The sequence below is a fragment of the Paenibacillus marchantiophytorum genome (assembly GCF_014640555.1).
Lineage (GTDB): Bacteria > Bacillota > Bacilli > Paenibacillales > NBRC-103111 > Paenibacillus_E > Paenibacillus_E marchantiophytorum.
The window spans coordinates 69,233-91,570 of sequence record NZ_BMHE01000029.1; the positions used below are offsets into that span (position 1 = coordinate 69,233).

20 protein-coding genes are annotated in these 22,338 nt (G+C 46.5%); 12 read left to right on the top strand and 8 right to left on the bottom strand.

The window, feature by feature from the left end:
• Positions 1-15 precede the first annotated feature (15 nt).
• The 5 genes from IEY34_RS23290 (at position 16) to IEY34_RS23310 (ending at position 5,740) form a co-directional block, all read left to right on the top strand.
• Complete coding sequence (locus tag IEY34_RS23290) at positions 16-1,134, top strand: electron transfer flavoprotein subunit alpha/FixB family protein (protein WP_189015609.1); 1,119 nt, start codon at positions 16-18, stop codon at positions 1,132-1,134.
• Positions 1,131-2,441 carry an FAD-dependent oxidoreductase gene (locus IEY34_RS23295; RefSeq protein ID WP_189015611.1) on the top strand — a complete coding sequence of 437 codons (1,311 nt, stop codon included), beginning with the start codon at positions 1,131-1,133 and terminating at the stop codon, positions 2,439-2,441. Before IEY34_RS23290 ends, IEY34_RS23295 begins: the two co-directional genes overlap by 4 nt.
• Entirely contained in the window at positions 2,438-2,725 is a 288-nt protein-coding gene (locus tag IEY34_RS23300; protein WP_229757807.1) for a ferredoxin family protein, read from the top strand. The genes IEY34_RS23295 and IEY34_RS23300 overlap by 4 nt, the downstream gene beginning before the upstream one ends.
• Positions 2,726-2,894: 169 nt before the next feature.
• On the top strand, positions 2,895-5,087 hold the full coding sequence (locus tag IEY34_RS23305; protein ID WP_189015615.1) for an alpha-galactosidase: 2,193 nt from the start codon (positions 2,895-2,897) through the stop codon (positions 5,085-5,087).
• Positions 5,088-5,227: 140 nt separating this feature from the next.
• Positions 5,228-5,740 (top strand): DinB family protein, encoded by a 513-nt coding sequence (locus IEY34_RS23310; RefSeq protein WP_189015617.1) that lies wholly within the window; start codon positions 5,228-5,230, stop codon positions 5,738-5,740.
• A gap of 79 nt (positions 5,741-5,819) precedes the next feature.
• Here the strand turns inward: IEY34_RS23310 and IEY34_RS23315 are convergent, their stop codons facing one another.
• Both IEY34_RS23315 and IEY34_RS23320 read right to left on the bottom strand, forming a co-directional pair.
• Positions 5,820-6,047 (bottom strand): 3-dehydroquinate dehydratase, encoded by a 228-nt coding sequence (locus tag IEY34_RS23315; protein ID WP_090822679.1) that lies wholly within the window; start codon positions 6,045-6,047, stop codon positions 5,820-5,822.
• Positions 6,048-6,295: 248 nt separating this feature from the next.
• Positions 6,296-7,105 carry an AraC family transcriptional regulator gene (locus tag IEY34_RS23320; RefSeq protein ID WP_189015619.1) on the bottom strand — a complete coding sequence of 270 codons (810 nt, stop codon included), beginning with the start codon at positions 7,103-7,105 and terminating at the stop codon, positions 6,296-6,298.
• A gap of 133 nt (positions 7,106-7,238) precedes the next feature.
• Here IEY34_RS23320 and IEY34_RS23325 point away from each other — a divergent pair, with 133 nt between their 5' ends.
• The 3 genes from IEY34_RS23325 to IEY34_RS23335 all read left to right on the top strand — a co-directional run bounded on the left by IEY34_RS23325 (position 7,239) and on the right by IEY34_RS23335 (position 10,617).
• Complete coding sequence (locus tag IEY34_RS23325; protein ID WP_189015621.1) at positions 7,239-8,015, top strand: sugar phosphate isomerase/epimerase family protein; 777 nt, start codon at positions 7,239-7,241, stop codon at positions 8,013-8,015.
• 32 nt (positions 8,016-8,047) lie between these two features.
• On the top strand, positions 8,048-9,067 hold the full coding sequence (locus tag IEY34_RS23330; protein ID WP_189015623.1) for a Gfo/Idh/MocA family protein: 1,020 nt from the start codon (positions 8,048-8,050) through the stop codon (positions 9,065-9,067).
• A gap of 164 nt (positions 9,068-9,231) precedes the next feature.
• Positions 9,232-10,617, top strand: coding sequence for an MFS transporter (locus IEY34_RS23335; RefSeq protein ID WP_189015625.1), 1,386 nt, complete (start codon positions 9,232-9,234; stop codon positions 10,615-10,617).
• A 59-nt stretch (positions 10,618-10,676) separates the two neighbouring features.
• Here IEY34_RS23335 and IEY34_RS23340 read toward each other — a convergent pair whose 3' ends face one another.
• Complete coding sequence (locus IEY34_RS23340) at positions 10,677-12,785, bottom strand: LTA synthase family protein (RefSeq protein ID WP_189015627.1); 2,109 nt, start codon at positions 12,783-12,785, stop codon at positions 10,677-10,679.
• A gap of 235 nt (positions 12,786-13,020) precedes the next feature.
• Between IEY34_RS23340 and IEY34_RS23345 the strand changes: the two genes are divergently transcribed.
• Positions 13,021-13,887, top strand: a complete 867-nt coding sequence (locus tag IEY34_RS23345; protein WP_189015658.1) for a YitT family protein — start codon at positions 13,021-13,023, stop codon at positions 13,885-13,887.
• Between the two features lie 3 nt (positions 13,888-13,890).
• Here IEY34_RS23345 and IEY34_RS23350 read toward each other — a convergent pair whose 3' ends face one another.
• Positions 13,891-14,562, bottom strand: coding sequence for a response regulator transcription factor (locus IEY34_RS23350; protein WP_189015629.1), 672 nt, complete (start codon positions 14,560-14,562; stop codon positions 13,891-13,893).
• 13 nt (positions 14,563-14,575) lie between these two features.
• Positions 14,576-15,934, bottom strand: a complete 1,359-nt coding sequence (locus tag IEY34_RS23355; protein WP_189015631.1) for a sensor histidine kinase — start codon at positions 15,932-15,934, stop codon at positions 14,576-14,578.
• A 130-nt stretch (positions 15,935-16,064) separates the two neighbouring features.
• On the opposite strand from IEY34_RS23355, the gene IEY34_RS23360 reads away from it, so the two are divergent.
• Complete coding sequence (locus tag IEY34_RS23360) at positions 16,065-16,985, top strand: CPBP family intramembrane glutamic endopeptidase (protein ID WP_189015633.1); 921 nt, start codon at positions 16,065-16,067, stop codon at positions 16,983-16,985.
• Positions 16,986-16,994: 9 nt separating this feature from the next.
• The gene (locus tag IEY34_RS23365; protein WP_189015635.1) at positions 16,995-17,987 is read left to right on the top strand and encodes an aldose 1-epimerase; all 993 of its coding nucleotides are present in this window, start codon (positions 16,995-16,997) and stop codon (positions 17,985-17,987) included.
• Here the strand turns inward: IEY34_RS23365 and IEY34_RS23370 are convergent.
• Together IEY34_RS23370 and IEY34_RS23375 are read right to left on the bottom strand one after the other, a co-directional pair.
• Positions 17,972-18,328 (bottom strand): YmaF family protein, encoded by a 357-nt coding sequence (locus IEY34_RS23370; protein WP_229757808.1) that lies wholly within the window; start codon positions 18,326-18,328, stop codon positions 17,972-17,974. The two genes, IEY34_RS23365 and IEY34_RS23370, sit on opposite strands and share 16 nt — an antisense overlap.
• A gap of 85 nt (positions 18,329-18,413) precedes the next feature.
• Positions 18,414-20,516, bottom strand: a complete 2,103-nt coding sequence (locus IEY34_RS23375; RefSeq protein WP_189015639.1) for an LTA synthase family protein — start codon at positions 20,514-20,516, stop codon at positions 18,414-18,416.
• A gap of 205 nt (positions 20,517-20,721) precedes the next feature.
• Between IEY34_RS23375 and IEY34_RS23380 the strand changes: the two genes are divergently transcribed.
• A complete protein-coding gene (locus tag IEY34_RS23380) occupies positions 20,722-21,399 on the top strand; it encodes a queuosine precursor transporter (protein ID WP_189015640.1) in 678 nt (225 codons plus the stop codon).
• Positions 21,400-21,448: 49 nt separating this feature from the next.
• Here IEY34_RS23380 and IEY34_RS23385 read toward each other — a convergent pair whose 3' ends face one another.
• Positions 21,449-22,081, bottom strand: a complete 633-nt coding sequence (locus IEY34_RS23385) for a DsbA family oxidoreductase (protein ID WP_189015642.1) — start codon at positions 22,079-22,081, stop codon at positions 21,449-21,451.
• Positions 22,082-22,338: the final 257 nt, after the last annotated feature.

Sequence of the window (22,338 nt, forward strand, 5' to 3'; positions counted from 1 at the left end):
AGGGAGGTTAACACGATGGCTAATGAACAATCACAGGAACAAGCCGATACAGGGATGCTCGATTGGTCCGCATATCGCGGCGTTCTGATCGTTGTGGAGCAGCGAGATGGAGCTGCTAAGAAAGTATCCTGGCAGCTCTTAGGCGAAGGCAAGAAGCTGGCAGCGAAGCTGGAGGCGCCGCTCATGGCGCTCGTCCTCGGCGATGATGTCGCACATCTCGCCGAGGAAGCCGTGCATTACGGCGCTGACCAGGTGTTCCTCTGCGAAGCGCCGGAGCTTCGCACCTACAGAACCCGGCCGTATAGCCGGGTTTGCCTGAAGCTGATCGAGGAAGCGAAGCCCGAGATCGTGCTGTTCGGCGCGACAGCAACGGGCCGCGACCTGGCAGGCGCCATTGCGACGCACCTGCCGACAGGGCTGACGGCCGACACGACGCAGCTCGACGTGGAGCCGCCGCCGTCAAGGCTGCTGCTGGCCAGCCGGCCGGCTTTCTCGGAGAAGATGATGGCCACCATCCTCTGCAAACAATACCGGCCGCAGATGGCGACAGCCCGCGCCGGCGTCTTTCAAGCGCTGCCGAAGGATGCAGCACGGGAGGGCGAGATCGTGCGCATCGAGGCGACGATGCGCGAGGAAGAGATCGCCGCGCAGGTCCTCGACTTCCTGCGCGAAACCGGCAAGCTCAATCTCGAGGAGTCCGAGATTATCGTCGCAGGCGGCCGCGGACTTGGCGGCCCCGATGCATTCGGGCTGCTCGCCGACCTGGCGGACGCGCTCGGCGGCGTCGTAGGTGCCTCGCGCGCTGCTGTTGACGCAGGTTGGATCGGGCATGAACACCAGGTCGGTCAGACTGGGGCAACCGTGAGGCCGAAGCTATATTTTGCCATCGGAATTTCAGGAGCCGTGCAGCATACCGTTGGCATGAGCCATGCGGATGTGGTCGTCGCCATAAATAAAGATGAAAAAGCGCCTATTTTTCAATTTGCGCACTATGGCATTGTCGGCGACCTCTTCAAAATCGTACCGGCGATTGCCGAAGAGATCCGGCAGCGACGCACCTTATTTGGCATCAAGGTTGGTAGCGCCGAGAACTCATTGTCAGCCGATGCCTTGGAGAGGAGTGAAGCCAAATGAATGAAAAATTCAATGCCATCGTTGTTGGCGGAGGGCCGGCAGGGGCAGCAGCAGCGTTAACGATGGCGCGAGCGGGCTTATCCGTTGTGCTTTTGGAAAGAGGGGAGTTCCCTGGAGCCAAAAATATTTTTGGCGGTGTCCTCTATCGCAAGCAAATTGAAGAACTCGTGCCCGAGTTTTGGAAAGAAAAGAATTTTCCGATGGAACGATATATCGTGGAACAGCGAATCTGGATGATGGGCAAAGAATCCATGGTAACGTTTGGACACCGCAATGAGGCTTATAAGGAACCTTATAACTGCTTTACGGGTCTGCGGGTGAAGTTCGATCAATGGTTTGCCGAGAAAGCTGTTGCAGCTGGAGCCATTCCTATTTATGAAACCGTTGCGCTTGATGTGATTCGGGAAGGGAACAGGGTAGTGGGTGTTCGAACGGATCGGGAAGACGGTGATCTCTACGCCGATGTTGTTGTTATAGCGGATGGCGTCAACTCCTTGCTGGGCAAGGCGATGGGCATTCATAAGGAATGGATGCCAGATGAGGTATCCTTGGCCGTAAAAGAAGTGATAGCCTTGCCGCGCGAGAAGATCGAGGATCGTTTTGGTCTCGAAGGCGATGAAGGCGTTACGATTGAATTCATGGGCGAAACATCGCTCGGGATGGCGGGCATGGGCTTTTTGTATACGAATAAGGACACGATTTCCTTAGGCGTTGGTGTGATGGTGAATCATTTGCGCGATAAAAAAGTAAAGCCGTACGCTGTGTTGGATGCGGTGAAACAGCACCCGATGATTCGCAAATTAATTCAAGGAGGTGAGACGAAGGAATACTCCGGGCATTTGATTCCCGAAGGAGGCTTTCACTCGATCCCGCCGTTATCCGGTGAAGGTTGGTGTGTCTGTGGCGATGCCGCCCAATTAATTAATTTTGTCCATCGGGAAGGGACGAATTTAGCGATGACCTCGGGTCGTTTAGCCGGCGAGGCGATTGTGGAAGCCAAGGAGCGAGGAGATTTCTCCGCAGCATCTCTGCATGCCTACGATGAGAAGATTAAGACTTCCTTTGTGCATAAAGATTTGCAGAAATATAAAGGCATGCACCAATTCCTCAAGCAGCAGGACCCAGAACTGTTATTTGATAAATTACCTAGAGCATTGAATGAGGCGGCCTACAACATGTTTCTTGTGGATGGAATTACCAAAGCGGATAAGCAGAAAATGGCCATGAAACTGATTAAAAATGCGGCAGGCGGCACGGTTAATTTAATGAAACTCGGCTATAAAGGATGGAGGGCGATGAACGGATGAGCCCATGCGACATTTCAGATAAATTGTTTACCATTCGTTACAAATGCGACGACAAGTCGCACCTCGTCATTAAAGATACACAGACTTGCTTGAATTGTACCACCAAAGACTGTAATTATTTTTGTCCATCGGATGTGTATGAATGGGAAAAGAAACTCAAAATCACGACAGTGGCCTACGAAAACTGCATCGAATGCGGAACGTGCCGAATAGCCTGTCCATCCTACAACATTGATTGGGTTTATCCCAAGGGCGGATATGGCATGACGTACAAATTCGGTTGATGACTAAGCCCTCTTCGAAGTCTACTGGACTCGGAGAGGGGTTATTTGTTTATTTGTCATGGAAATGCAGCATAGCGATTAAAACTACATTCCTCCATATGTAGGTGCATATTCTCCATAGTTTTGTTCCTTTAAGGATAAGATAATAGAGGATAGGAGGGATTTAACTATGCAAATTTCATTTGAACCTACACAAGGGATCTTCCATTTACAGAACAAACAGATGAGTTATGTGATTCAACTCATTCATCAGGCTTATCCAGCGCATGTTTACTGGGGACGCCCTATAAGACCTGGCCAACTAGGCACAATCATTCAATATCAAGAAAGATGTTCCTTTCACCCGAATCCGATTGTCGAAGATCGCAGCCTTACATTTGACACGCTTCCACAGGAATATCCTGCTTATGGAACAAGCGACTATCGTGAACCAGCTTACCAGGTTGCACTGCCGAACGGATCTACGATCACTGAACTCGTTTATGAGAATCATCGAATTATTCCGGGCAAACCTGCTCTCGAAGGTCTTCCGGCAACTTATGTTGAGAGTGACGACGAAGCTCAAACACTTGAACTTGAATTAGTGGACAAGCTGATTGGACTTAGAGTGTTTCTGTCTTATACGATTTTTAAAGATCATGCAGCTATTACGCGATCCGTTCGTTTCGTAAACGAAGGTTCAGCTTCGCTCAAACTTCTTCGCGCTTACAGTGCAAGCGTTGACTTTGAGCATGGCGACTTCGATCTGCTGCAGCTTTCGGGCGCATGGGTCAGAGAGCGCGATATTGTTAGACGACCGCTGGCTCCGGGTACATTGACGGTGGAGAGCCGCCGCGGATCCAGCAGCCATCAGCATAATCCTTTTGTGGCGCTGCTCTCCAAAGATGCCGGTGAAGATCATGGTGATGTTTACGGCTTCAGCCTTGTTTACAGCGGTAATTTCGCAGCGCATGCGGAAGTTGGACCTTATGGAACGGCCCGCGTCTCCATGGGGATCAATTCCTTCGATTTCAGTTGGCTGCTGGAGTCGGGTCAACAATTTCAAACACCTGAGGCTGTCATGGTCTACTCCAGCGAAGGACTCGGGAACATGTCGAGATCCTATCACAAGCTTTATCGGACTCGGCTCAGCCGGGGAGAATTCCGCGACCGCGTAAGACCTGTACTTGTGAACAACTGGGAAGCTACTTATTTCCAATTTAATGCGGACAAAATTGAAAGTATCGCCAAAGCAGGCAAAGAGCTGGGCATTGAGCTATTCGTGCTCGATGATGGTTGGTTTGGCAAGCGCGACAGCGACAACAGTTCTTTGGGGGATTGGGTTGTCGATAAAGCCAAGCTGCCGAACGGATTGGAAGATCTCGTGGCAAGAGTTAACGATCTTGGACTCGAGTTTGGACTTTGGTTTGAACCAGAAATGGTTTCGCCAGACAGCGACTTGTACCGGAAACACCCGGATTGGTGTCTGCATGTGCCAGACCGTCGCCGCACAGAGGGGCGTCAGCAGTTGATTTTGGATTTCTCCCGCGCAGATGTGTGTGAAGAAATTACCGCGATGATTCGCAGAATCCTCCAAAGTGCTCCGATCACTTATATCAAATGGGATATGAACCGGAACATGACTGAGATTGGTTCCGCTGCGCTTCCTCCGGAAAGACAACGCGAAACAGCTCATCGGTACATGTTGGGGTTGTATGGCGTATTGGAAAAATTAACAACCGAATTTCCACATATTTTATTCGAAAGTTGTTCGGGCGGTGGCGGACGATTCGATCCAGGGATGCTGCATTACATGCCGCAAACGTGGACAAGCGATAATTCCGATGCGATTTCTCGCTTGAAAATTCAGTATGGAACAAGCATTGTTTACCCTATTAGTTCCATGGGTGCTCACGTTTCCGCTGTGCCGAACCATCAAGTACACCGGAATACATCCCTGGAAATGCGCGGCGATGTGGCTATGTCCGGAAACTTCGGCTATGAACTTGATCTCACGGTATTCACCGACGAGGAAAAAGAAATCGTCAAAAAACAAATTGCCGATTATAAGCAGCTTCGTCCTTTGGTTCAATTTGGCGATATGTACCGTCTGCTCAGCCCCTTCGAAGGCAATGAGACGGCTTGGATGATTGTGTCCGAAGATAAATCCCAAGCGATGGTGGCTTATTTCCGTGTTCTGGCGGAAGCGAACGCAGCGACCAAAACGCTGCGCCTCAAAGGGCTGAACCCAGAGTTCGATTACCAGATCGCAGGCATTCCAGGCGAATATCCTGGTGATCATTTGCTATATGCGGGTCTTCCGGTGGCTGGACTTCACGGAGACTTCCAAAGTAAAATTTGGCTGCTTGAGCGTAAGCAGTAATCAAATATAAACGGACAAAACCCAATCTCCCTAAGCGGAGGCTGGGTTTTGTCCGTTTTCATTTGCCTATACATGGTATATGATATTGTTATGTGAATGTCATCTACATAGATTTTTATTCAGGAGAGGATGTTTAACTTATGCTGCAGCGACCTAACCACGAAGAATACTCGCCTTATTTCGAAGGCTACATTAGTCAAGTTCCGGAAGGTGATTATCAAGCCTTCTTACAAAGTCAACTTGATGAGATCATAGGGATATATGCCCAAATGACAGACGAACAAGCGCTGCTGCGGTATGCGCCGGGCAAGTGGAGCTTGAAGGAACTCTTAGGTCACATTACGGATACAGAGCGCGTTATGAGCTACCGGATGCTGCGTATTGCTCGTGGCGATACGACGAATCTCCCTGGGTTTGATCAAGACGTATTTATCGCGAATGCTGCCTTCGATGACATTGCTGTCGCAGATCTTTTGCGTGATTTCCAAGCTGTGCGGCAAGCGACGTTCACATTGTTAACAACGATTCAAGAAGCCGCTTGGCCGCGTCTTGGCGTTTCGAACAGCACAGCGATGTCAGCGCGTGCGCTGGCTTATATTGTTGCCGGACATGCGCAGCATCATCTTAACGTCATCCAAGCGCGTTATATCTAAATGAACGTCGGTAACGAACAACCTAAAAACCTCCAAACCCACAAGTTCAAGTGGTGTTGGAGGTTTTTAAGTGACGCTGTTAGTAAAGTGAAAGTGCCAATGAGTCTCGTTCGTTAAATGAATGCAGGATCGCCTCGCAACCTACGATTTCGATGCTGATGATAGAGTCCAAACATTTCTTAATGGTGGCTCTACCTTTAATCACTTTGGCTTCTAACGCAGATTTCAATAAGTTGAATTTCTTTTTATTTTTCTCATCGGAGTAGACAGGCACAGGTTTGTTGTGAATCGTAATGAACATTTTCATAGTTTTCACCATCCTAGGAATTGGATATAGTCATAAGCATATAGGAGGATTATTAATTTAACCTTAAAATAGTTTTACAATTTTGAAACAAAATGTTGTTTTTCTGAGTATTCGCCATAACTATTCGTCAAAACCGTTCATTTTGAGTCTATGTATTTGTAAGTTTTTCCTGCTATAAGTTATATACGATTGAGAGAGCAAAAATGTTTCATACTTCATGGCTAACTACATGAAGATTTTGTGAATTATTAGTTGCCGGTTTTTAATTGTCCATTTTGGCGGAAAAGTTTGGGTGATTGACCGAATCGCTGCTTGAACGCCCGATGGAAGTAAGCGTAGCTGCCAAAGCCGCAGCTCAACGCTATTTGCTCCAATGACATGGAACTGTCATGCATGCGTTCCACGGCACTGGACAACCGCACTTCAAGCGCATATTGAATCATCGTTTTGTCGAAGTATTCTTTGAACAAGTGAACGGCGCGTGATACGCTGAGCCCAACGTGGCTGGCAACATCATCTACTTTAAATGTCACTGTAGCATGCGCCTCGATAAACCGCTTCATACGTGTGCCTGTGAAAGGGCGTCCTTGCAAAGTGACGGTCTCCGTCATGGCTCGTTCCAGATACAGACACAAAGCTTGCAGCAAATAACCGCTCAATTCTGTATTTTCTTCTTCCATTCGGCGTTTCTCGAGAATTAACTGCCGCCAAAGCGAAATTAAACGGGCGTCTAGGTCAATCCGCGTACAAGTTTGTTTGGGTGTGCGCTTCCACCAAGCATCAATCCAAGAGCCATTACAAAAAATATAGTAATCGCCACTGGCAATTTTGCTTTCTGGCTGATTGCTGTCATATTCAATTCGCAGTTCATAGGGGTCACCAGGCTGAAACAGGAGCATATGACCTGCTTCAATGCGTTGGTAGTGTCCATTGATCAATGCTTCGGAAGTGCCTTCCGACTGTAATCGAAAAAGATAGTATTTGAGCCCTGATTTGGTGCTCACATTAAATGGCTCCATATGAAAGGAGTAGCCGCAGGTTAAAAGTTCTGTTTCCATGTCATTCACCTTTCATAGCCAAATAGGAGATGTTTCGATTATATCGTGAATGGTCATCCTAGGCTAGGATCTATTATACTATGCACATAGGTGTTAAACATTAAAATCAGATGAAGTGAAAAGAGGAGATATCATGGGACGTTTAGGAATTGGTTTGCAGTTATATACACTTCGTGATGATATGGCGAATGATTTTGAGGGTACGCTGCGTCATGTGGCCAAATTAGGATATGAAGGTGTTGAATTCGCTGGCTACTATGACAGACCTGCTAATGAAGTAAAAGATTTGCTGGATGAGCTTGGTTTGAAAGCATTTGGAAGCCACATTAGCTTGGAGAGATTCCGTAACAATTTGCAAGGGGAAATCGACTATTTGCATACAATTGGAGCAAAGTATGCGATCTGTCCTTATGTAGGCGCTGAAGAACGCGATTCTGCGGAGCAATGGAAAGCACTTATCGCGGAATGCGAAGCGCTTGCTGTTGAGACGAAAAAACAAGGTTTGCAATTCTTGTATCATAATCATGACTTCGAATTCCATTATAAAGTGAACGATGAGTTCGTCTTTGATGCGATGTATGCCAAAACAGGTGAAGACGCAATCAACGTTGAGATGGACGTTTGTTGGGTTCAATACGCAGGTCAAGATCCACTTGCCTACATTGCCAAATATGCAGGTCGGTTGCCGCTTGTCCACTTTAAGGATTTCACCAAAGATGCAGAAGGCAAGTTAGTTACATTGGAACTTGGCTTAGGCGACGTTCCTTTGCAAGACGTTATTAAAGCTGCTGAGAAAGCAGGCGTGGAATGGCTTGTTGTGGAACAAGACAACTGTCAGAAGGCACCGCTTGTCAGCGTTGAGAATAGCTTGAACTGGGTTAAAGAACATTACACGAACGTTCATAACTAGTCATAATAATTTCTGAGGAGCACGAATAAACGATGAGCAAAATTAAAGTAGCCGTAGTAGGATGCGGCGCCATTTCCAAACATAGACATATCCCGGAATACGCTTGGAATTCCAATGTTGAGCTCGTTGCTTTCGTAGATCCGATTATCGAAAGAGCAGAGCACTATGCCGCGCAGCACGGTGGGAAAGCTTACAGCAGCTACGTAGAAATGCTGAAACAAGAGAAAGTTGACGCAGTTAGTGTATGTACACCCAACTTTCTTCATGCAGAAGTAGCTATTGCCGCGGCGAATGCTGGCGCGCATGTTCTTGTTGAGAAGCCAATGGCATCCACAGCAGAAGAAGCGGAAGCGATGATTGCTGCTGCCAAGAGCAATGGCGTTTTCCTCATGGTTGGCCACAACCAACGTTTGATGCCTCCACATGTGAAAGCAAAAGAAATCTTGGAATCCGGCAAACTTGGCAAAGTGTTGACATTCCGCACGTCTTTCGGCCATCCGGGACCGGAAGGTTGGAGCGTTGACGGACGCGAGAGCTGGTTCTTCCGCAAAGAAGAAGCGATCATGGGCGCGATGGGCGATCTTGGCGTTCATAAGTCAGATTTGATCCGTTGGTTATTGGCCGATGAAGTTGCGCAAGTAGCGGCTTTCGTTGGTACGCTTCACAAAGAGGGTACCGACGTTGATGATAACGCGACTTGCTTGCTTCGCATGAAGAGCGGCGCTACAGGCTCTTTGGTAGCAAGCTGGACCTACTACAAAGGGCAAGACAACTCTACTGTCCTTTGGTGTGAAAATGGCGTGATCAAAATCGATACGGATCCGAATGATCAAGTGATCGTTGAACTTCGTGACGGAACAGTTGAACGCTACAAATTGGGGCAAATCGCAACGAATGAGAAACAAACGCACAGCGGCGTGATTGATGAATTCGTAACTTCGATTGTTCAAGGTAAAGCGCCGCGTATTTCCGGAGAAGAAGGACTTCGAGCGTTAAAAGTCATTCTGGCTGCCTTTGAATCAGAAGCAACAGGCAAAGTGATTTCTTTGTAAGTTCATAGGAAAACTAAGTAAGAGGCTGTGTCAAAAGGTTGTTAACCTTGCGACGAGCCTCTTTTTTCTGTCTTGCGCGAAGTGTTCCTCTTGTCGGATGAGAAGGAATGTGTTAAAGTTTTATTGTTCGATAGTTATCGAACAATAAAACGGAGGTGTTTTTTATGACAGCTGATCATGCTTCGCCCATAGCTGCAACACAAGAGCAGGAAGTCATACGGGAGCGACTTATTCTTGGACTTTGGAGCTTGGCCGTGATGCCTATTACGATGAATACAACGATGTTCAATGTTGCCTTGCCGCAAATTATGAAGCAGTTTGCCTTAACTTCAACAACGGCTTCGTGGATCGTAACAGGATATTCCATCGTTTTCGCGATATCTTCGATTACTTTTAGCCGGCTGTCTGATTACCTACCGATTCGCCGATTGTTGACGATAGGGATTATTTTTCTAGGCGCTGGTTCCTTGTTAGGCATGTTCAGTCATCATTTCATTATGTTATTTGCTTCGAGAGTGCTGCAAGCCGTCGGCGCGGGTTCCGGTATATCTCTGGGTGTCATGCTCGTTACACGCTATATACCTATGAGTAGACGAGGCCGTTCCATGTCTATGATTATCTCGACTGCAACGTTTGGGATGGGCTTAGGCCCAGTTCTGGGCGGTGTCATAACCGAATATTGGGGATGGAATGGATTATTCCTGATAACAGGGCTTATCGTATTCGTTTTGCCTTTCTTATTCCGCTTACTGCCTAGGGAACAGGCTCAGAACGTACGTTTTGATTTCGCCGGAGCGTTTTCCATTGGCGTAGGAGTAACGGGCTTGCTGTTGTTTATGACGACGAATTCCTTGTACGCTCTTGCCGCCGGTGTCATCTTCCTCTACGCGTTCTGGATGCGAATTAAACGTGCAAGCGGACCCTTCGTTCAGCCAACTCTACTTAAAAATATGCCATACATGCTGCTCAGTTTTATTGTTTTCGCGGCATTTGCGGCGCACTTCGCAACGCTGTTCCTTATGCCTTTAATGCTTAGTCGATTATTTGGCTTGCGCTCCGTTTATACGGGGCTGATTATTTTCCCGGGAGCTATGCTGTCCGCCTTATTATCCAATGTTGTTGGCCGCATGATCGACCGATATGGCAACCATCTTATTTTACGTATCGGAAGTATTATAATGTTGCTGGGTGCTGTATTGTTTGGCTTCTTCAGCTCGATTTCACCGATTGCTATCTTAATCGTGTATATTCCGCTCAGCTTAGGCGTTACGATGCTGACAACAAGTGTATCTAACGAGATGTCGCGGATTCTCCCCAAAGAGCAGATAGGTGCTGGTATGGGGCTCTCTCAGCTCATTCAGTTCGTTGGAGGTGCATTTGGTGTTGCCCTCAGCGGTAAAAGTATAGCTTGGCAAAAGGCGATTCCACTAAGTTCAGCTTTCACTCATATTTATTGGGGGGTTGCTACGTTGGTTTTCCTCGCCGGGCTCAGCTACCTGCTGTATCGAGCCAAACAGTTGTCTTCGCTCTCATCATTAGCCGCGAAATAACAGAAGAAAACCCCTTTTCTCGTGAAGAGAAAAGGGGTTTTGGTGTACGTGCCTAGCCCTTAGCGACCGCCAATTTCGATAGGCAAAGTATTGGATTTACCGACGGTGGTTTCCTTGGAGTCCTTGACATGGACTTGAATGTCCCAGATGCCGGATTTTAATAAGTTGCCTTCGACTTTTGCCGTAACGCGATGTTCATTTTCCCAGGTGGTTGGCACGTTTTTGCCATTCAGGGTCACGGAGCCAAGCGGCGGCAAATTATTTCCGCTCACGGTTAAAGTAACACTGGATTTACCGGATAAATCTAGGCTATCCGCTTCTACTTTATCGAGTGTAATCGGGCCAAATCCGAGCATATACTTGGAATTAATAATGGGTACTTTATAGTCTTTGTATGCATGTCGTTCCCCGAACATAATGTCATATTGCAAAGTATCGTAATCTTTGAGATCCTGCTCATTGATATGCATCGCCTCATAATAATCTTTGGGCGGGATGACAGGGATTTTCTTGGAAAGCTGGCTTAAGAAATCGGTATAATAGCTGCCTTGCTGTTTGGACAATTCAATCAGATAAGGACCTAAGAAGGAAGGACTGATATTCAATGTATCCTTGCGTTCGTCAAAATTATTCCAAATGACAAGCGGAACACTGTACATTTTTTTGAGAAAATCAGGATCGTCTTTGCCGCTAATATATTTCGTATCCATGTAAGTGGCATAATCATCGCCCAAGGCTGGAAGATGATCTCCCCAGAAAGCGATAATCGTAGGCTCATTCTTCTTCTCGTAGTACTCGACTAGTTCTTTCAACATGTTGTCCGAAGCATTGATGCCTTGCGCCAGCGTCTCAAGCATACCTCGCGAAGAAGCTGACATATCACCGGAAACGTCAAAATTGTTCTTGGGAAACTTGCCCGGGTAGAAATGAAAATGATTTTCCATCGTGTTGGCAAAGATGAAATCCGGACCTTCGCTAAGTTCCGTAGCATGAATAATGTTGGCTGCGACTTCGTGATCCGCGATATACGGACCTGAATAGTTGGGTTTAAAATATTCTATCGGAATATATTTCGAAAAGCCAAAATCCTTGTAAATGCGATTGCTGTTAAAGTACCAATTATAGAAAGGACTGATCGCTGTTGATGTGTACCCTTGTCTTGCGTAAATACTAGCTAAGGAATCGACTTCATTCGTAATGAACTGATTGTAAGCAATAGAACCTTGCGGCAAGAACCGCATGGAATTTCCGGTTAACACCTCAAACTCCACATTCGCTGTACCTCCGCCATATTGGGGGGAGAGCATGGTGCCGCTCGTCCCTTGCTGTTGCAGCTTATGGAAGAAGGGAATCGGATCTTTACTAAAGGTAGCCCCTTTAATTACTGTAGGATCCCAGAAAGCCTCGCTTAGCACGACAATCACGTTTGGTTTGATTGGTGTATTGGAATCTCCGGCTTTAATCGGCTTGGGCGTTTGACTAACGATAGCTTCTACGGCTTTGTCGTCATACCCCTCACGTTTATCATTCAACATCGACTTCGTATTGAGGACAGTAGCCAATGCATAGCCATTCGTTGTTGTATTCTCAACTTGGTTCCAGACGGACGCTTGGATGCCGAACCATTTCTGAATGGGAAGCGGCGCATCCGTATAGACCGCGGCGAGCATTGCTAGCCCAATGACAGCCAAAATTCCTCGTTCTTTTAGCGCTACTTTCTTCATAAATAAGGTTGTGCGGTATAACAGGAAATAGCTGCTGGCCACGAAAAGTAGCAAAATAAATAAAATATTGAAACTTAAAATATTGGAAATATATTTCACCATATCGGAAGCTTCACCGGCTAGAACAATGTCCCATGGTGTCAAAGGGACGCCGAGAATCTTTAGTTTAATCCCACTTATCAAAGCTAAGATAAGCAGAAAAGCAGCTATAATCCAATAGGCAATGCGTGTGCGACCAATTATCGCGATGAATAGGAGCACCAAACTGAGAACGATCCATTCATTAAAAAGGAGCTCAAGCACATGCTTATAACTCCAAGTGAGCGTTTCTATATATTGCCCGCGGCTCAGTATTTCCATAATGATTACTGGGATAAAAGCAAGCAAGACTAGCGGCCACCGTTGCCTAATCAAAAGCAAAAAGCGATCAAGTTGAGTTTTCATAGATTCTCCTGTTATTGAGGATTAAGAAATTGTAAATGACAACTGACATTATACCATGCGTGGCTGCAATATTCGATGGCAGAATATCTAACAATTTTTATAAGATTCGGAGATTGAAAAGCATCGTAATAGGGAGGAAATTGCGAGGTTTGTCGAGAAATAGGGAGATAGAGAAATGAAACGGAGGGGATTCGCCTTGGCCACTGAACAAGTGCAATATCAGAAGAAAGCCGCGATGCCGACGCAGCATCGAAGAATGACCAAAAGCACCCTATTGCGCCGAAGTGTTTTCTTGTTTATTGGTGCTGCTTTAATGTCCGTGGGACTGGAGATTTTCCTGGTTCCCAACAAAATTATTGACGGAGGCATTACCGGGATATCGATCATTTTGTCGTATCTAACCCATTGGCAAGTCGGGATATTTTTGACAACCTTGAACATCCCTTTCTTGTTTATCGGCTACAAAATGATTGGCAAAACGTTTGCCCTTTCGACATTTTTCGCGATATTGGTCATGTCGATTGGAACGGCGCTGCTGCATCCTGTCAAAGAGCTGACGAATGATCCATTGCTCGCGGCTGTATTCGGAGGGATTATACTAGGGATCGGCGTAGGAATGGTCATCAGGTTCGGGGGCTCGCTGGACGGGACCGAAATCATTGCTATTCTGGTTTCCAAGAAGCTGCCCTTTTCAGTAGGCGAAATTGTGATGTTTTTCAACTTATTCATTCTTGGCAGTGCGGGCTTTGTTTACAGTTGGGACCGTGCGATGTATTCATTAATTGCTTATTTCATTGCTTATAAAATGATTGATGTGACGATAGAAGGGTTCGATGAGTCCAAATCCGTCTGGATTATCAGTGATCGTTTCAGACAAATAGGGGAAGCTATCCTAGACAGGCTGGGACGCGGAGTGACCTATCTCGAAGGGGAAGGCGGGTTCACAGGAGAGGACAAGAAAGTGATCTTTTGTGTTATTACGCGGCTGGAAGAGGCTAAATTAAAGTCCATCGTGGATGAGCTCGATCCGAAGGCATTCCTTGCCGTCGGCAATATCCACGATGTCAAAGGCGGACGCTTCAAGAAGAAGGATATTCACTAATCCTTAATCCTTCTTATCGAATAACCCGAGTTCCCTGATTTTCTGGGCTGCATCCTTGCTGCTTGGACTTCCGAGTTTCTTCAAAATATGACCGACATGAATTTTGACCGTTCGCAAGGAGATAAAGAAACGGCTCGCAATCTCCGTTTGTGTATGTCCTTGATCGATCATCTCCAACACTTGAAGCTCCGTTGGTGTAATCATGTCGCTCACTTCTTTGACCTTGAATTGTTGTTCCAACTTTTTGAGTCGCCGGAATTCTTCGCGCATTTGCTCGGCAACTGCTGCATTTATGGCGGATTGGCGAGCATGCACGGCGCGAATAATGCCTGGGAGCTCCTCATAGCGGGATTTGATTTGATAATCGATTGCGCCTGCCTGGAAAGAGCGGAAGATGAAATCCTTTTCTTCCATGGAAGTAAGCATAATGACTTTAACTCCCCAAGACAGCACTGCTTGCTCCGCGAGTCCGATGCCTGCGGGTTCATCCTGCAGCATAATATCCATCAACAAGACGTCAACGCCAGGATCAGCGCTTGTAAATAATTCTCTGGCTTCCTCAGCGGTAGAGACAGTGCCTACAACAGTCAGATCGGCATGGCGATCGAGATAAGCTTTAAGACCGCGCAGCCAATCCCAATCATCCTCAACGATAAAAACGCGAATTGGTTCCAAAGCGGAGACCCCCTTATGTCTGTAATCGATTGCTAGGGAAGGTTAGAAAGACGCTGGTTCCTATCCCTAGTTCACTGCTTAGTTCCAGTGATCCTCCATGCTTCTTCATTACGCTGTAGCAATAGGCGAGACCGAGTCCGAAATTATTGCGACTGCCGCTCTTGGTTGTATAGAAGGGCTCCAACACTTGCTTGAGCACCGCTTTTTCCATACCTATACCGGAATCTTTGATCTCAATAACTAAATTTTTCTTGGCTTGAAAAGCGCGGATTGTTAGAGCCCCGCCTTGCGGCATGGCCTCAACCGCATTCATCAGGACATTGGTCAATGTTTCGGCAATTTGAACCTGATCCAAGAGAAGGATTAGGTTGTCGGAAACATTTTGCTGTACGTTGACCTTGGAGAGATAAGGACCAAGGGGCAGCACAACATCATGGATCAGAACAGCCACATGCACAGGAGTTTCTCTCAGCGGAAGCTCCTGTGTTTGCTCATGCACCCGCGTTATCATATCGCGGATATGGACGGAGGCATTCATCACTACATCTATGTCCTGGATGAGCTCCGGTTGGTTCGTTTCTTCCGCATGCTGTTTCATCTTCTCGAGGAATAACCGCATTTTACCGACGTCATTCTTGATGGCGTGATTTAAAATGGCGGTGCCCGAGGTGATGGCGCGGAGTGTGGAATCCAGCTTGCGGCGCTCGATGAGAAGCCTCATGCCGAGAAAGCCATATTTGAAGAAGATGTAGACGAAGAAAGGGACCATGAAGGCCAAAATCCAAACGTGATAGACCCACATCCGATAAAAGCCTAAGCTGGGCATCACGTAGTTGAGCACGCCTACGCACATAATCGGTGGGAGCAGGGCCAAACAGGTGTAAAAGTGCGTGCGTTTAGAGGCAGGCAATCTTTCTTTTTTTAAGATGATCAGGATGGTTCCAACTAGGATATAAGGAAAGGCCCAAGCAGCAACGATAGGGAAAGCAACGGGCATTTCTTCCGTATAGGCAGGTGTGAAAAGCAAGCAAGCCAGGACAGGTACAAGCAGCGCGAAGGGAAGCCAGGTCCGCATAGCTGCGCTTTGCCAAGGGGCGTTATATTTCAAGGAAAGCATGGCGAATGAATACGGCAAGCCGTAGTAAGAAATTAACGAACAGACCCCCATGAAATGGTACAGTAATGAACTGATAGACGGATTAGGCACCGTTTGTTGGATGTAGGGGATGAAGGACTCTGATAACACGGCAGCTAAAGCACCGAATCCTCCCGTAAAAACAACGGCGCTCATCCAACGCATCGTACTGGATCTAGGATCAACAATGACCAGTCCGAGTGCGATAAGCCATAATGCGAATAATACGAAAAGCATGAGTCCTCCGACGGTTGCGAGATTATTTCTTCTATTGTGGCATGGCTCTACCATTTGCACAAGAGCATCCTTTTCCAGTGAAGATGGAAGGATATAGGCGATTTCTCGCGAATAAGTGGTGAGAAGGGAGTTGGTTCTCATCGCTGGGAAGAAGTCTACAGCTGTATCTATCTTTAAAATGATCGGGAAAATACTTCTAACCCTTATTTTCATTGTTGTCATAACCGTGATATTATCAATTGCAGTAGCTGTTATTGTCATTCTTCGACACCCTGGTCAAGAGCTTGGCATGGCTGATGTGGCCAGTGATGGCTTCTTCGTGAAGGCGGCGTTATGGGCTCAAATAATAGGCTTTATTAGTGGCGTTCTCCTCTCTTATGCAATCTTTGAGCGTCGCAAAGGATGGCCGCTTGGTTTACACAGCAGCAAGATCAGCCGTAGGTTTGGTGAGGGCCTATTGACAGGGGCGCTATTAATTTCTGCGAGCACATGTGTGATCTGGTTGCTAGGCTACATCCTGTTCCACCGCAATCCGTGGTCGTCTTCGCTAGGATTTGAATTGGCAGGAGGTTTCTTACTATTTATCGGAGTTGCGATTAATGAAGAGCTTTTTGCACGCGGCTACTTGCAAGGGATCGTGAAAGCGCGATTCGGGACGATGGTTGCCGTTACGGTTTCGACACTCGTCTTTGCTTTGATGCATAGCTTCAATCCTGGTATGTGGAACTCGCCGATGCCGCTCATCAATTTGCTGTTAGCTGGCTTGCTGTTCGGTTTAAGCCGGGAATATTCCGGAGGTTTGTGGATGCCGATAGGCATGCACCTATCCTGGAATTATTTGCAGGGTTGCGTATTCGGCTTTCAGGTTTCGGGCACGCCAATGCCATCGTTGTTCACATTGAAAATGACTTATTCGCCGACTGACTTTCTGATTTCGGGAGGATCTTTTGGGGCGGAAGGCAGTATCGTTACGACGGGTGTGCTGCTTGTGGGCATCGCGGCAATCGTCCGATTTTATCGCAGACGATCAGGTTCTATCCATACGAACTAAGGAGGTTTCATGATGATGAATCCATATGAAATAATAACAAGTGAGTGGGAAGGTGAGTCGACGCTTCGCCTCGTCGACCATGCCGCTGGGGCCGAGGCCGAGATTATCCCGGCCATCGGACTGCATCTGTTCCGCTTCGATGTGCGGAACCAGTCTTACATCGCGAAGCCGGCCAGCGTGGCCGAGCTTCGCGTCAAGTCTTCTCGCTACGGCGTGCCCATTCTGTTCCCGCCGGGGCGCGTCAAGCAAGCGGCCTTCCCCTTCGAAGGCCGCGAATACCGGCTCCCAGCTAATCGGGAGCCCGATCATGCCCATGGCGAGCTGCGCGAGCGGCCGTGGAAGGTCGTTGCCAGCGGCGCGGATGCGGCTGGCGGGGCTTATGTCTCCGCGGAGTTTGATTTCGCGGAGCACCTGGACGTGCTGGCGTATTGGCCGCACGCCGCATGCTTTCGCTTCACGTACCGTCTGAAGGACGGCACGTTGTCGCTCAGCGGTGAAATCGCCAACCGCAGCGGCAGCACAATGCCGCTCTCGCTTGGATTTCACCCGTACTTCGCTTTCGCGGAAGGCGAAGCCAGCCGCGTGCGGGTCTTCATCCCCGCAGCGGCAGAATGGCCGCTGAGCGAGGACGGCTACGCGGCAGGGGAACCGACTCCGTCGACGCTGACAGCCGCGCTGAAGCAAGGCACGCTCGTTACAGAGCTGCCGAGTTATCCTGGCGGCTCGCAGATGCTAAGTGTCGAGCCAGGGCCGCAAACTTGCGAGCTTCATTATGAAGCGAGAGCAACGAAGCTCGTATTCAATATGGGAGACAAGTTTCCCATTCATGTCCTTTTTACAGCACCTTGGACGGAAGCTGTTTCTCTTGAACCCTATACAAGTATCATGAATGTTTTCAATGAGCCGTTTCATCCACAAGTATCTGGCGCCCAAGGGTTATCCGCGGGTGAAACCTTCTCGTTTGAGTGGTCGATCCGAATTGAGTCTTACCACGGCTCATAACTCATGCCAATAGAAGAGTAGCCACTATAGTTATGTTGATGCAATTCACGGATCAAACCGTCATTCTTCGCAGATAGAACCAGCGCGCCTGAGCGGGACGTATTAAAGGCATTCAATTCAACAATGCCATCAAGCAAATGGAAGTGCGTGCCATCTTGAAGGGCGATAGCAGGGCCTGTGATCCCATAGAAATTATGATAGTGACCGTAGCGAATGCCTGTGATGCCTTGATATTGATGAACATGACAATCATAAGCGGTCCCGTTCACGCTGAATGTATAAACCCTTATTAAGTGATGATGATCCAATTCATCTGAGGTTTTGGACTCAAAAAAATGCACATGCGCAGGCGGCGTGCGATAGCGAATGGCAAAAACCCCCTTTGGAAACAGGATATGATTTCATCCTATTCCTAAGGGGGTTTTGTCATGACGCAGGAAGCGGGTAAAAGTTGGATTGACCAATCTTCATTTTTTTATCATCATAGATGCGAACCTCAACTTGATGGGTTTTGTCAGCTGCTAGATGAGGATTAGCCGCATCAGATAAGTCAACGTAGAGCGTATCCTCACCGTCAAAATTTGATTTGAAGGATTGTCCGTCAATATAGACGTTGCATGAGGAATAGAAAGGTGTTCCGGTTACTTTAAGGGTATGTTCGCTGCGCAGCACTTTCGTTATAACAGGATCGCCATAACCTAGGACATAGGTAGGCTGGACAATGGTATCTTTGAATCCTTTGGCTTCATACCCATAGCGGCTGCCGAACAAGTTGTCGTATTGCAGCAACTCATAATTTGCAAGTTCGGATTCTTTGATTCCATACGAAGCCCACATTTCACTTGGCGGGATGACCGGTATGTTTTGCGACAACCCGTAGAGATAGTCTGTATAATAGCTTCCTTGGATGCCAGCCATATGAAGTAGTTTGGGGCCGAGGAAGGAAGGACTCAACTTGAGATCCCGTTTCTCTTGATCGGCTGGCAGGAAATTGTTCCAAATAAGAAATGGCGTGTAATGCGTTTTTGTATATAAATCAGGATCGTTAGGAAGCACATATTTGGCATCTCTGTAAACCTTATAGTCGTCTTCAAAGAACGGGAAATGATCTCCGAAAAAGAGAATAATCGTTGGCTCATCTTTTTTGGAATAGTAGTCCACAAGAGATTGCAGCGCCTTGTCAGTGCCCGAAATTCCCTGAGCATACGTTTCCAGAATACCTTTGGATTCCGAAGAAATATTTCCGGTAACAGTAATCGTGTTTTGAGCGAATTTCCCTGGCTTATACGGATGATGATTTTCCATGGTATTCGCAAAAACGAAATCAGGACCTGAACTTTTCTCAGTTTCCTCGATAATTTTTTTCACAACAGCCCGATCGGCATAATTAGGCCCTTCAAAATCATTGGGGAAAAATTCGCTTGCGATAAAACGCGAGAAGCCAAAATGCTTATATACTTTTCTGCTGTCAAAAAAATAACTGAAGAAGGGATTTATTGACGTAGCCGTATATCCTTGCCTTGTTGCAATGCTGGCTAACGAGTCCACGCCGTGGTTCAAGTATTGAATATACGGCAATATTTTATCGGGAGATTGACCGAAAAAACGCATGGAATTACCGGACAATACCTCAAACTCAACATTGGCAGTACTGCCTCCGAATTGCGGTGACAACATGTATCCGCTAGTAAATGTTTTTTGCAGTTTGTGCAGATTTGGAATAGGATCACGGCTAAATGTAATAGTACTCATTTGCGTCGGATCCATAAAAGATTCTCCCAACATGACAATGATATTTGGCTTTTTATCACTGGCAACTTTGTTTTCTGGAATCTGAGCTAGAATGGAATTAATAGCTTTTTTACTGTAGCCAGCTGGTTTGGACAAATTCAGAAAACCTAACATTTTGACAGATGAATAGAGGTATCCATTCTCGTCATAGGTAATCGTTTGATCCCAAGGAACAGTATATATCCCATATAGATTCATGAAAGGAATAGGCTTGTCCATATAAAGACTAACTGCCAAAACAATTGCAATAACCCCGTACACACCCCGTTCAATCCAAGTAAATGCGATGCTTTTTTTAAGAATCGACGTCAAATAAAACAACAGAGCAACGATCAATAAAAATGCCAGTATAGTTCCCATAATGTTAATCGATAAAAATCCTTTTAAAAACGCCCTGTACGCCATGATTTGATTATTAAAAAATAGGTCCCAAGGATAGTAAGGGGCACCGATCGCTTTTAATTTACTCCCGCTTATTGCAGCTAATGGAAGCAATACAATACAAAGAAGCCAGAAAGATAAGCGGTAACGGCCAGTTACAGCTATGAGAAATAAATACAAAGTTCCCACGACCAAATAAGCTAGAACCATCGATAGCGGGTGGCTCATTACCCATCTATGAAGCTCAACATAAGATCCTCTTTCCAAATATTCGACTAGTCCCATTAAGAGAAATGGCAAAACAACAATCAAAATGCGAGAAGGCAGATGCTTTAGTGCTTGCAAAAAAGTAGACATTCGAGGGCTCCTGTTCTAGGTATGCTGTTCCATTGTTCCATTCGTTCATTATCATATATCTGTAGGAAAGATGAAAGATGCCAAAAAAGGTTTCTAGAAAAAAAGTTGCCACAACCTAACCGCTTCATGCTATAATCAACATCGCTTTGCAAAGCAAAGCCGCGGTTCGTGAACTTCCCGCGTTATCAAAACTAGGGGGAATAGCATGTTTAATTTTGTATGGGGCGTAGGATTCGTCCTGGTTAATTTCGTATTGTTTCTTATCTGTTACCGGATGTTCGGGAAACAGGGGTTGTATGCGTGGGTCGGGGTTGCAACCGTTCTAGCAAACATCCAAGTAGTCAAAACCATCGATATGTTTGGGTTGGTCATGACACTTGGCAACACCATGTATGGCACTATTTATTTAACAACTGATTTGCTGAACGAGAAATACGGAGAAAAGGAAGCCAAAAAGGCCGTCTGGTTTGGATTCTTCACCTTGATCATGACGATCATCATTATGCAAATGGCGATGAAGTTTACGCCTCAGGAAAGCGATATTGGGCAATCTTCGTTAGAAACAATCTTTGGTCTATTGCCGCGAATAGCGCTGGGCAGCTTGACAGCGTATCTCATTAGCCAATTCCTGGACGTAAGAATTTACACCTATTTGAAAAAGATTTTCTCCGCACGCAACCAGCTCTGGATTCGCAATAACGGATCAACAGGTATCAGTCAACTGGTTGACTCCTTCGTCTTTTGCACCATTGCCTTTGCAGGCGTTTATGATTGGAATGTTTGGCTGCAAATTTTCTTAACCACCTACGGAATTAAATTTGTTATTTCAATCGCATCGACACCGGTGCTGTATATAGCCAGGAATTTTGAGTTTAAATCCTAAAAATAAAAACCGGCTTCTCTTAAATTCTAAGAGCAAGCCGGTTTTTGTTTTAAGATTTTTCCTCGCTAATCTGTTGTAAAGCTTGTGAGAAAGTTGCGGCAGGCTGTGCCCCGGTAAGTGCATACTTGTGGTTGATGACGAAGAAGGGGACGCCTGTAACACCAGCTTGACTCGCAAATTCAATGTCATCCTCCACGGATTCCAGCCCATCCTTAGCTTGTAGAGCTAGGGACAACTGCTCTCTGTTCTGACCTAACTGTTCGGCGAGATCAAGCAAGACTTCTAAATCGCCAACATCTTTTCCATCTTCAAAGTAAGCTTGAAACATGCTATCAACCAGATCCTTTTTAATCTCCAGTGGAGAAATAGCGAGGAGTTGATGTGCTTTTAACGTATTTGGCGACTTCTGCACTTTATCAAAATCGAAATGCAAGCCAGCCGCTTTGCCTGCATCCGTGACCTGCTGGAACATCCCTTTCAAACGATCTTCATCCGCACGCATTTTTTTCATCATGCTTTCTCGGAATGGCAAGCCATCGGCAGGTGTTGAAGGATCTAACTGGTAAGCTCGATAATGAATTTCTACAGGCTCAGCTGTAAAAGTAGCCAATGCATCCATTAAATTCTTTTTGCCAATCCGACACCAAGGACAAACAATATCCTGAAAAATTTCTATAATCAATTGATTCAATCTCCTTCGAAGAAAAAATAGTAACTATATTATTATTATATACCATTATTAATTCATCTGTCTAAATCGTTCCGGTGAATACGCCAGACCTGCCAATCACGACGAATTTAATGGGCTTTATAAACTCAAACTTCGCAGAGCGAAATTAGTCTTAAATCCTTGATACATATAGCAGAACCAGGATAATGATTGACCTCTTGCTAAAATAGAAAAACACCGCTTCGGTTTGGTATAGTGATTGTGACGAG

What these genes read in the sequence shown, in the direction of transcription:
- IEY34_RS23290 (WP_189015609.1), top strand. Translation starts at nt 16, where the DNA reads ATGGCTAATGAACAATCACAGGAACAAGCCGATACAGGGATGCTCGAT.
- IEY34_RS23295 (WP_189015611.1), top strand. Translation starts at nt 1,131, where the DNA reads ATGAATGAAAAATTCAATGCCATCGTTGTTGGCGGAGGGCCGGCAGGG.
- IEY34_RS23300 (WP_229757807.1), top strand. Translation starts at nt 2,438, where the DNA reads ATGAGCCCATGCGACATTTCAGATAAATTGTTTACCATTCGTTACAAA.
- IEY34_RS23305 (WP_189015615.1), top strand. Translation starts at nt 2,895, where the DNA reads ATGCAAATTTCATTTGAACCTACACAAGGGATCTTCCATTTACAGAAC.
- IEY34_RS23310 (WP_189015617.1), top strand. Translation starts at nt 5,228, where the DNA reads ATGCTGCAGCGACCTAACCACGAAGAATACTCGCCTTATTTCGAAGGC.
- IEY34_RS23315 (WP_090822679.1), bottom strand. Translation starts at nt 6,047, where the DNA reads ATGAAAATGTTCATTACGATTCACAACAAACCTGTGCCTGTCTACTCC.
- IEY34_RS23320 (WP_189015619.1), bottom strand. Translation starts at nt 7,105, where the DNA reads ATGGAAACAGAACTTTTAACCTGCGGCTACTCCTTTCATATGGAGCCA.
- IEY34_RS23325 (WP_189015621.1), top strand. Translation starts at nt 7,239, where the DNA reads ATGGGACGTTTAGGAATTGGTTTGCAGTTATATACACTTCGTGATGAT.
- IEY34_RS23330 (WP_189015623.1), top strand. Translation starts at nt 8,048, where the DNA reads ATGAGCAAAATTAAAGTAGCCGTAGTAGGATGCGGCGCCATTTCCAAA.
- IEY34_RS23335 (WP_189015625.1), top strand. Translation starts at nt 9,232, where the DNA reads ATGACAGCTGATCATGCTTCGCCCATAGCTGCAACACAAGAGCAGGAA.
- IEY34_RS23340 (WP_189015627.1), bottom strand. Translation starts at nt 12,785, where the DNA reads ATGAAAACTCAACTTGATCGCTTTTTGCTTTTGATTAGGCAACGGTGG.
- IEY34_RS23345 (WP_189015658.1), top strand. Translation starts at nt 13,021, where the DNA reads ATGCCGACGCAGCATCGAAGAATGACCAAAAGCACCCTATTGCGCCGA.
- IEY34_RS23355 (WP_189015631.1), bottom strand. Translation starts at nt 15,934, where the DNA reads ATGCTTTTCGTATTATTCGCATTATGGCTTATCGCACTCGGACTGGTC.
- IEY34_RS23365 (WP_189015635.1), top strand. Translation starts at nt 16,995, where the DNA reads ATGATGATGAATCCATATGAAATAATAACAAGTGAGTGGGAAGGTGAG.
- IEY34_RS23375 (WP_189015639.1), bottom strand. Translation starts at nt 20,516, where the DNA reads ATGTCTACTTTTTTGCAAGCACTAAAGCATCTGCCTTCTCGCATTTTG.
- IEY34_RS23380 (WP_189015640.1), top strand. Translation starts at nt 20,722, where the DNA reads ATGTTTAATTTTGTATGGGGCGTAGGATTCGTCCTGGTTAATTTCGTA.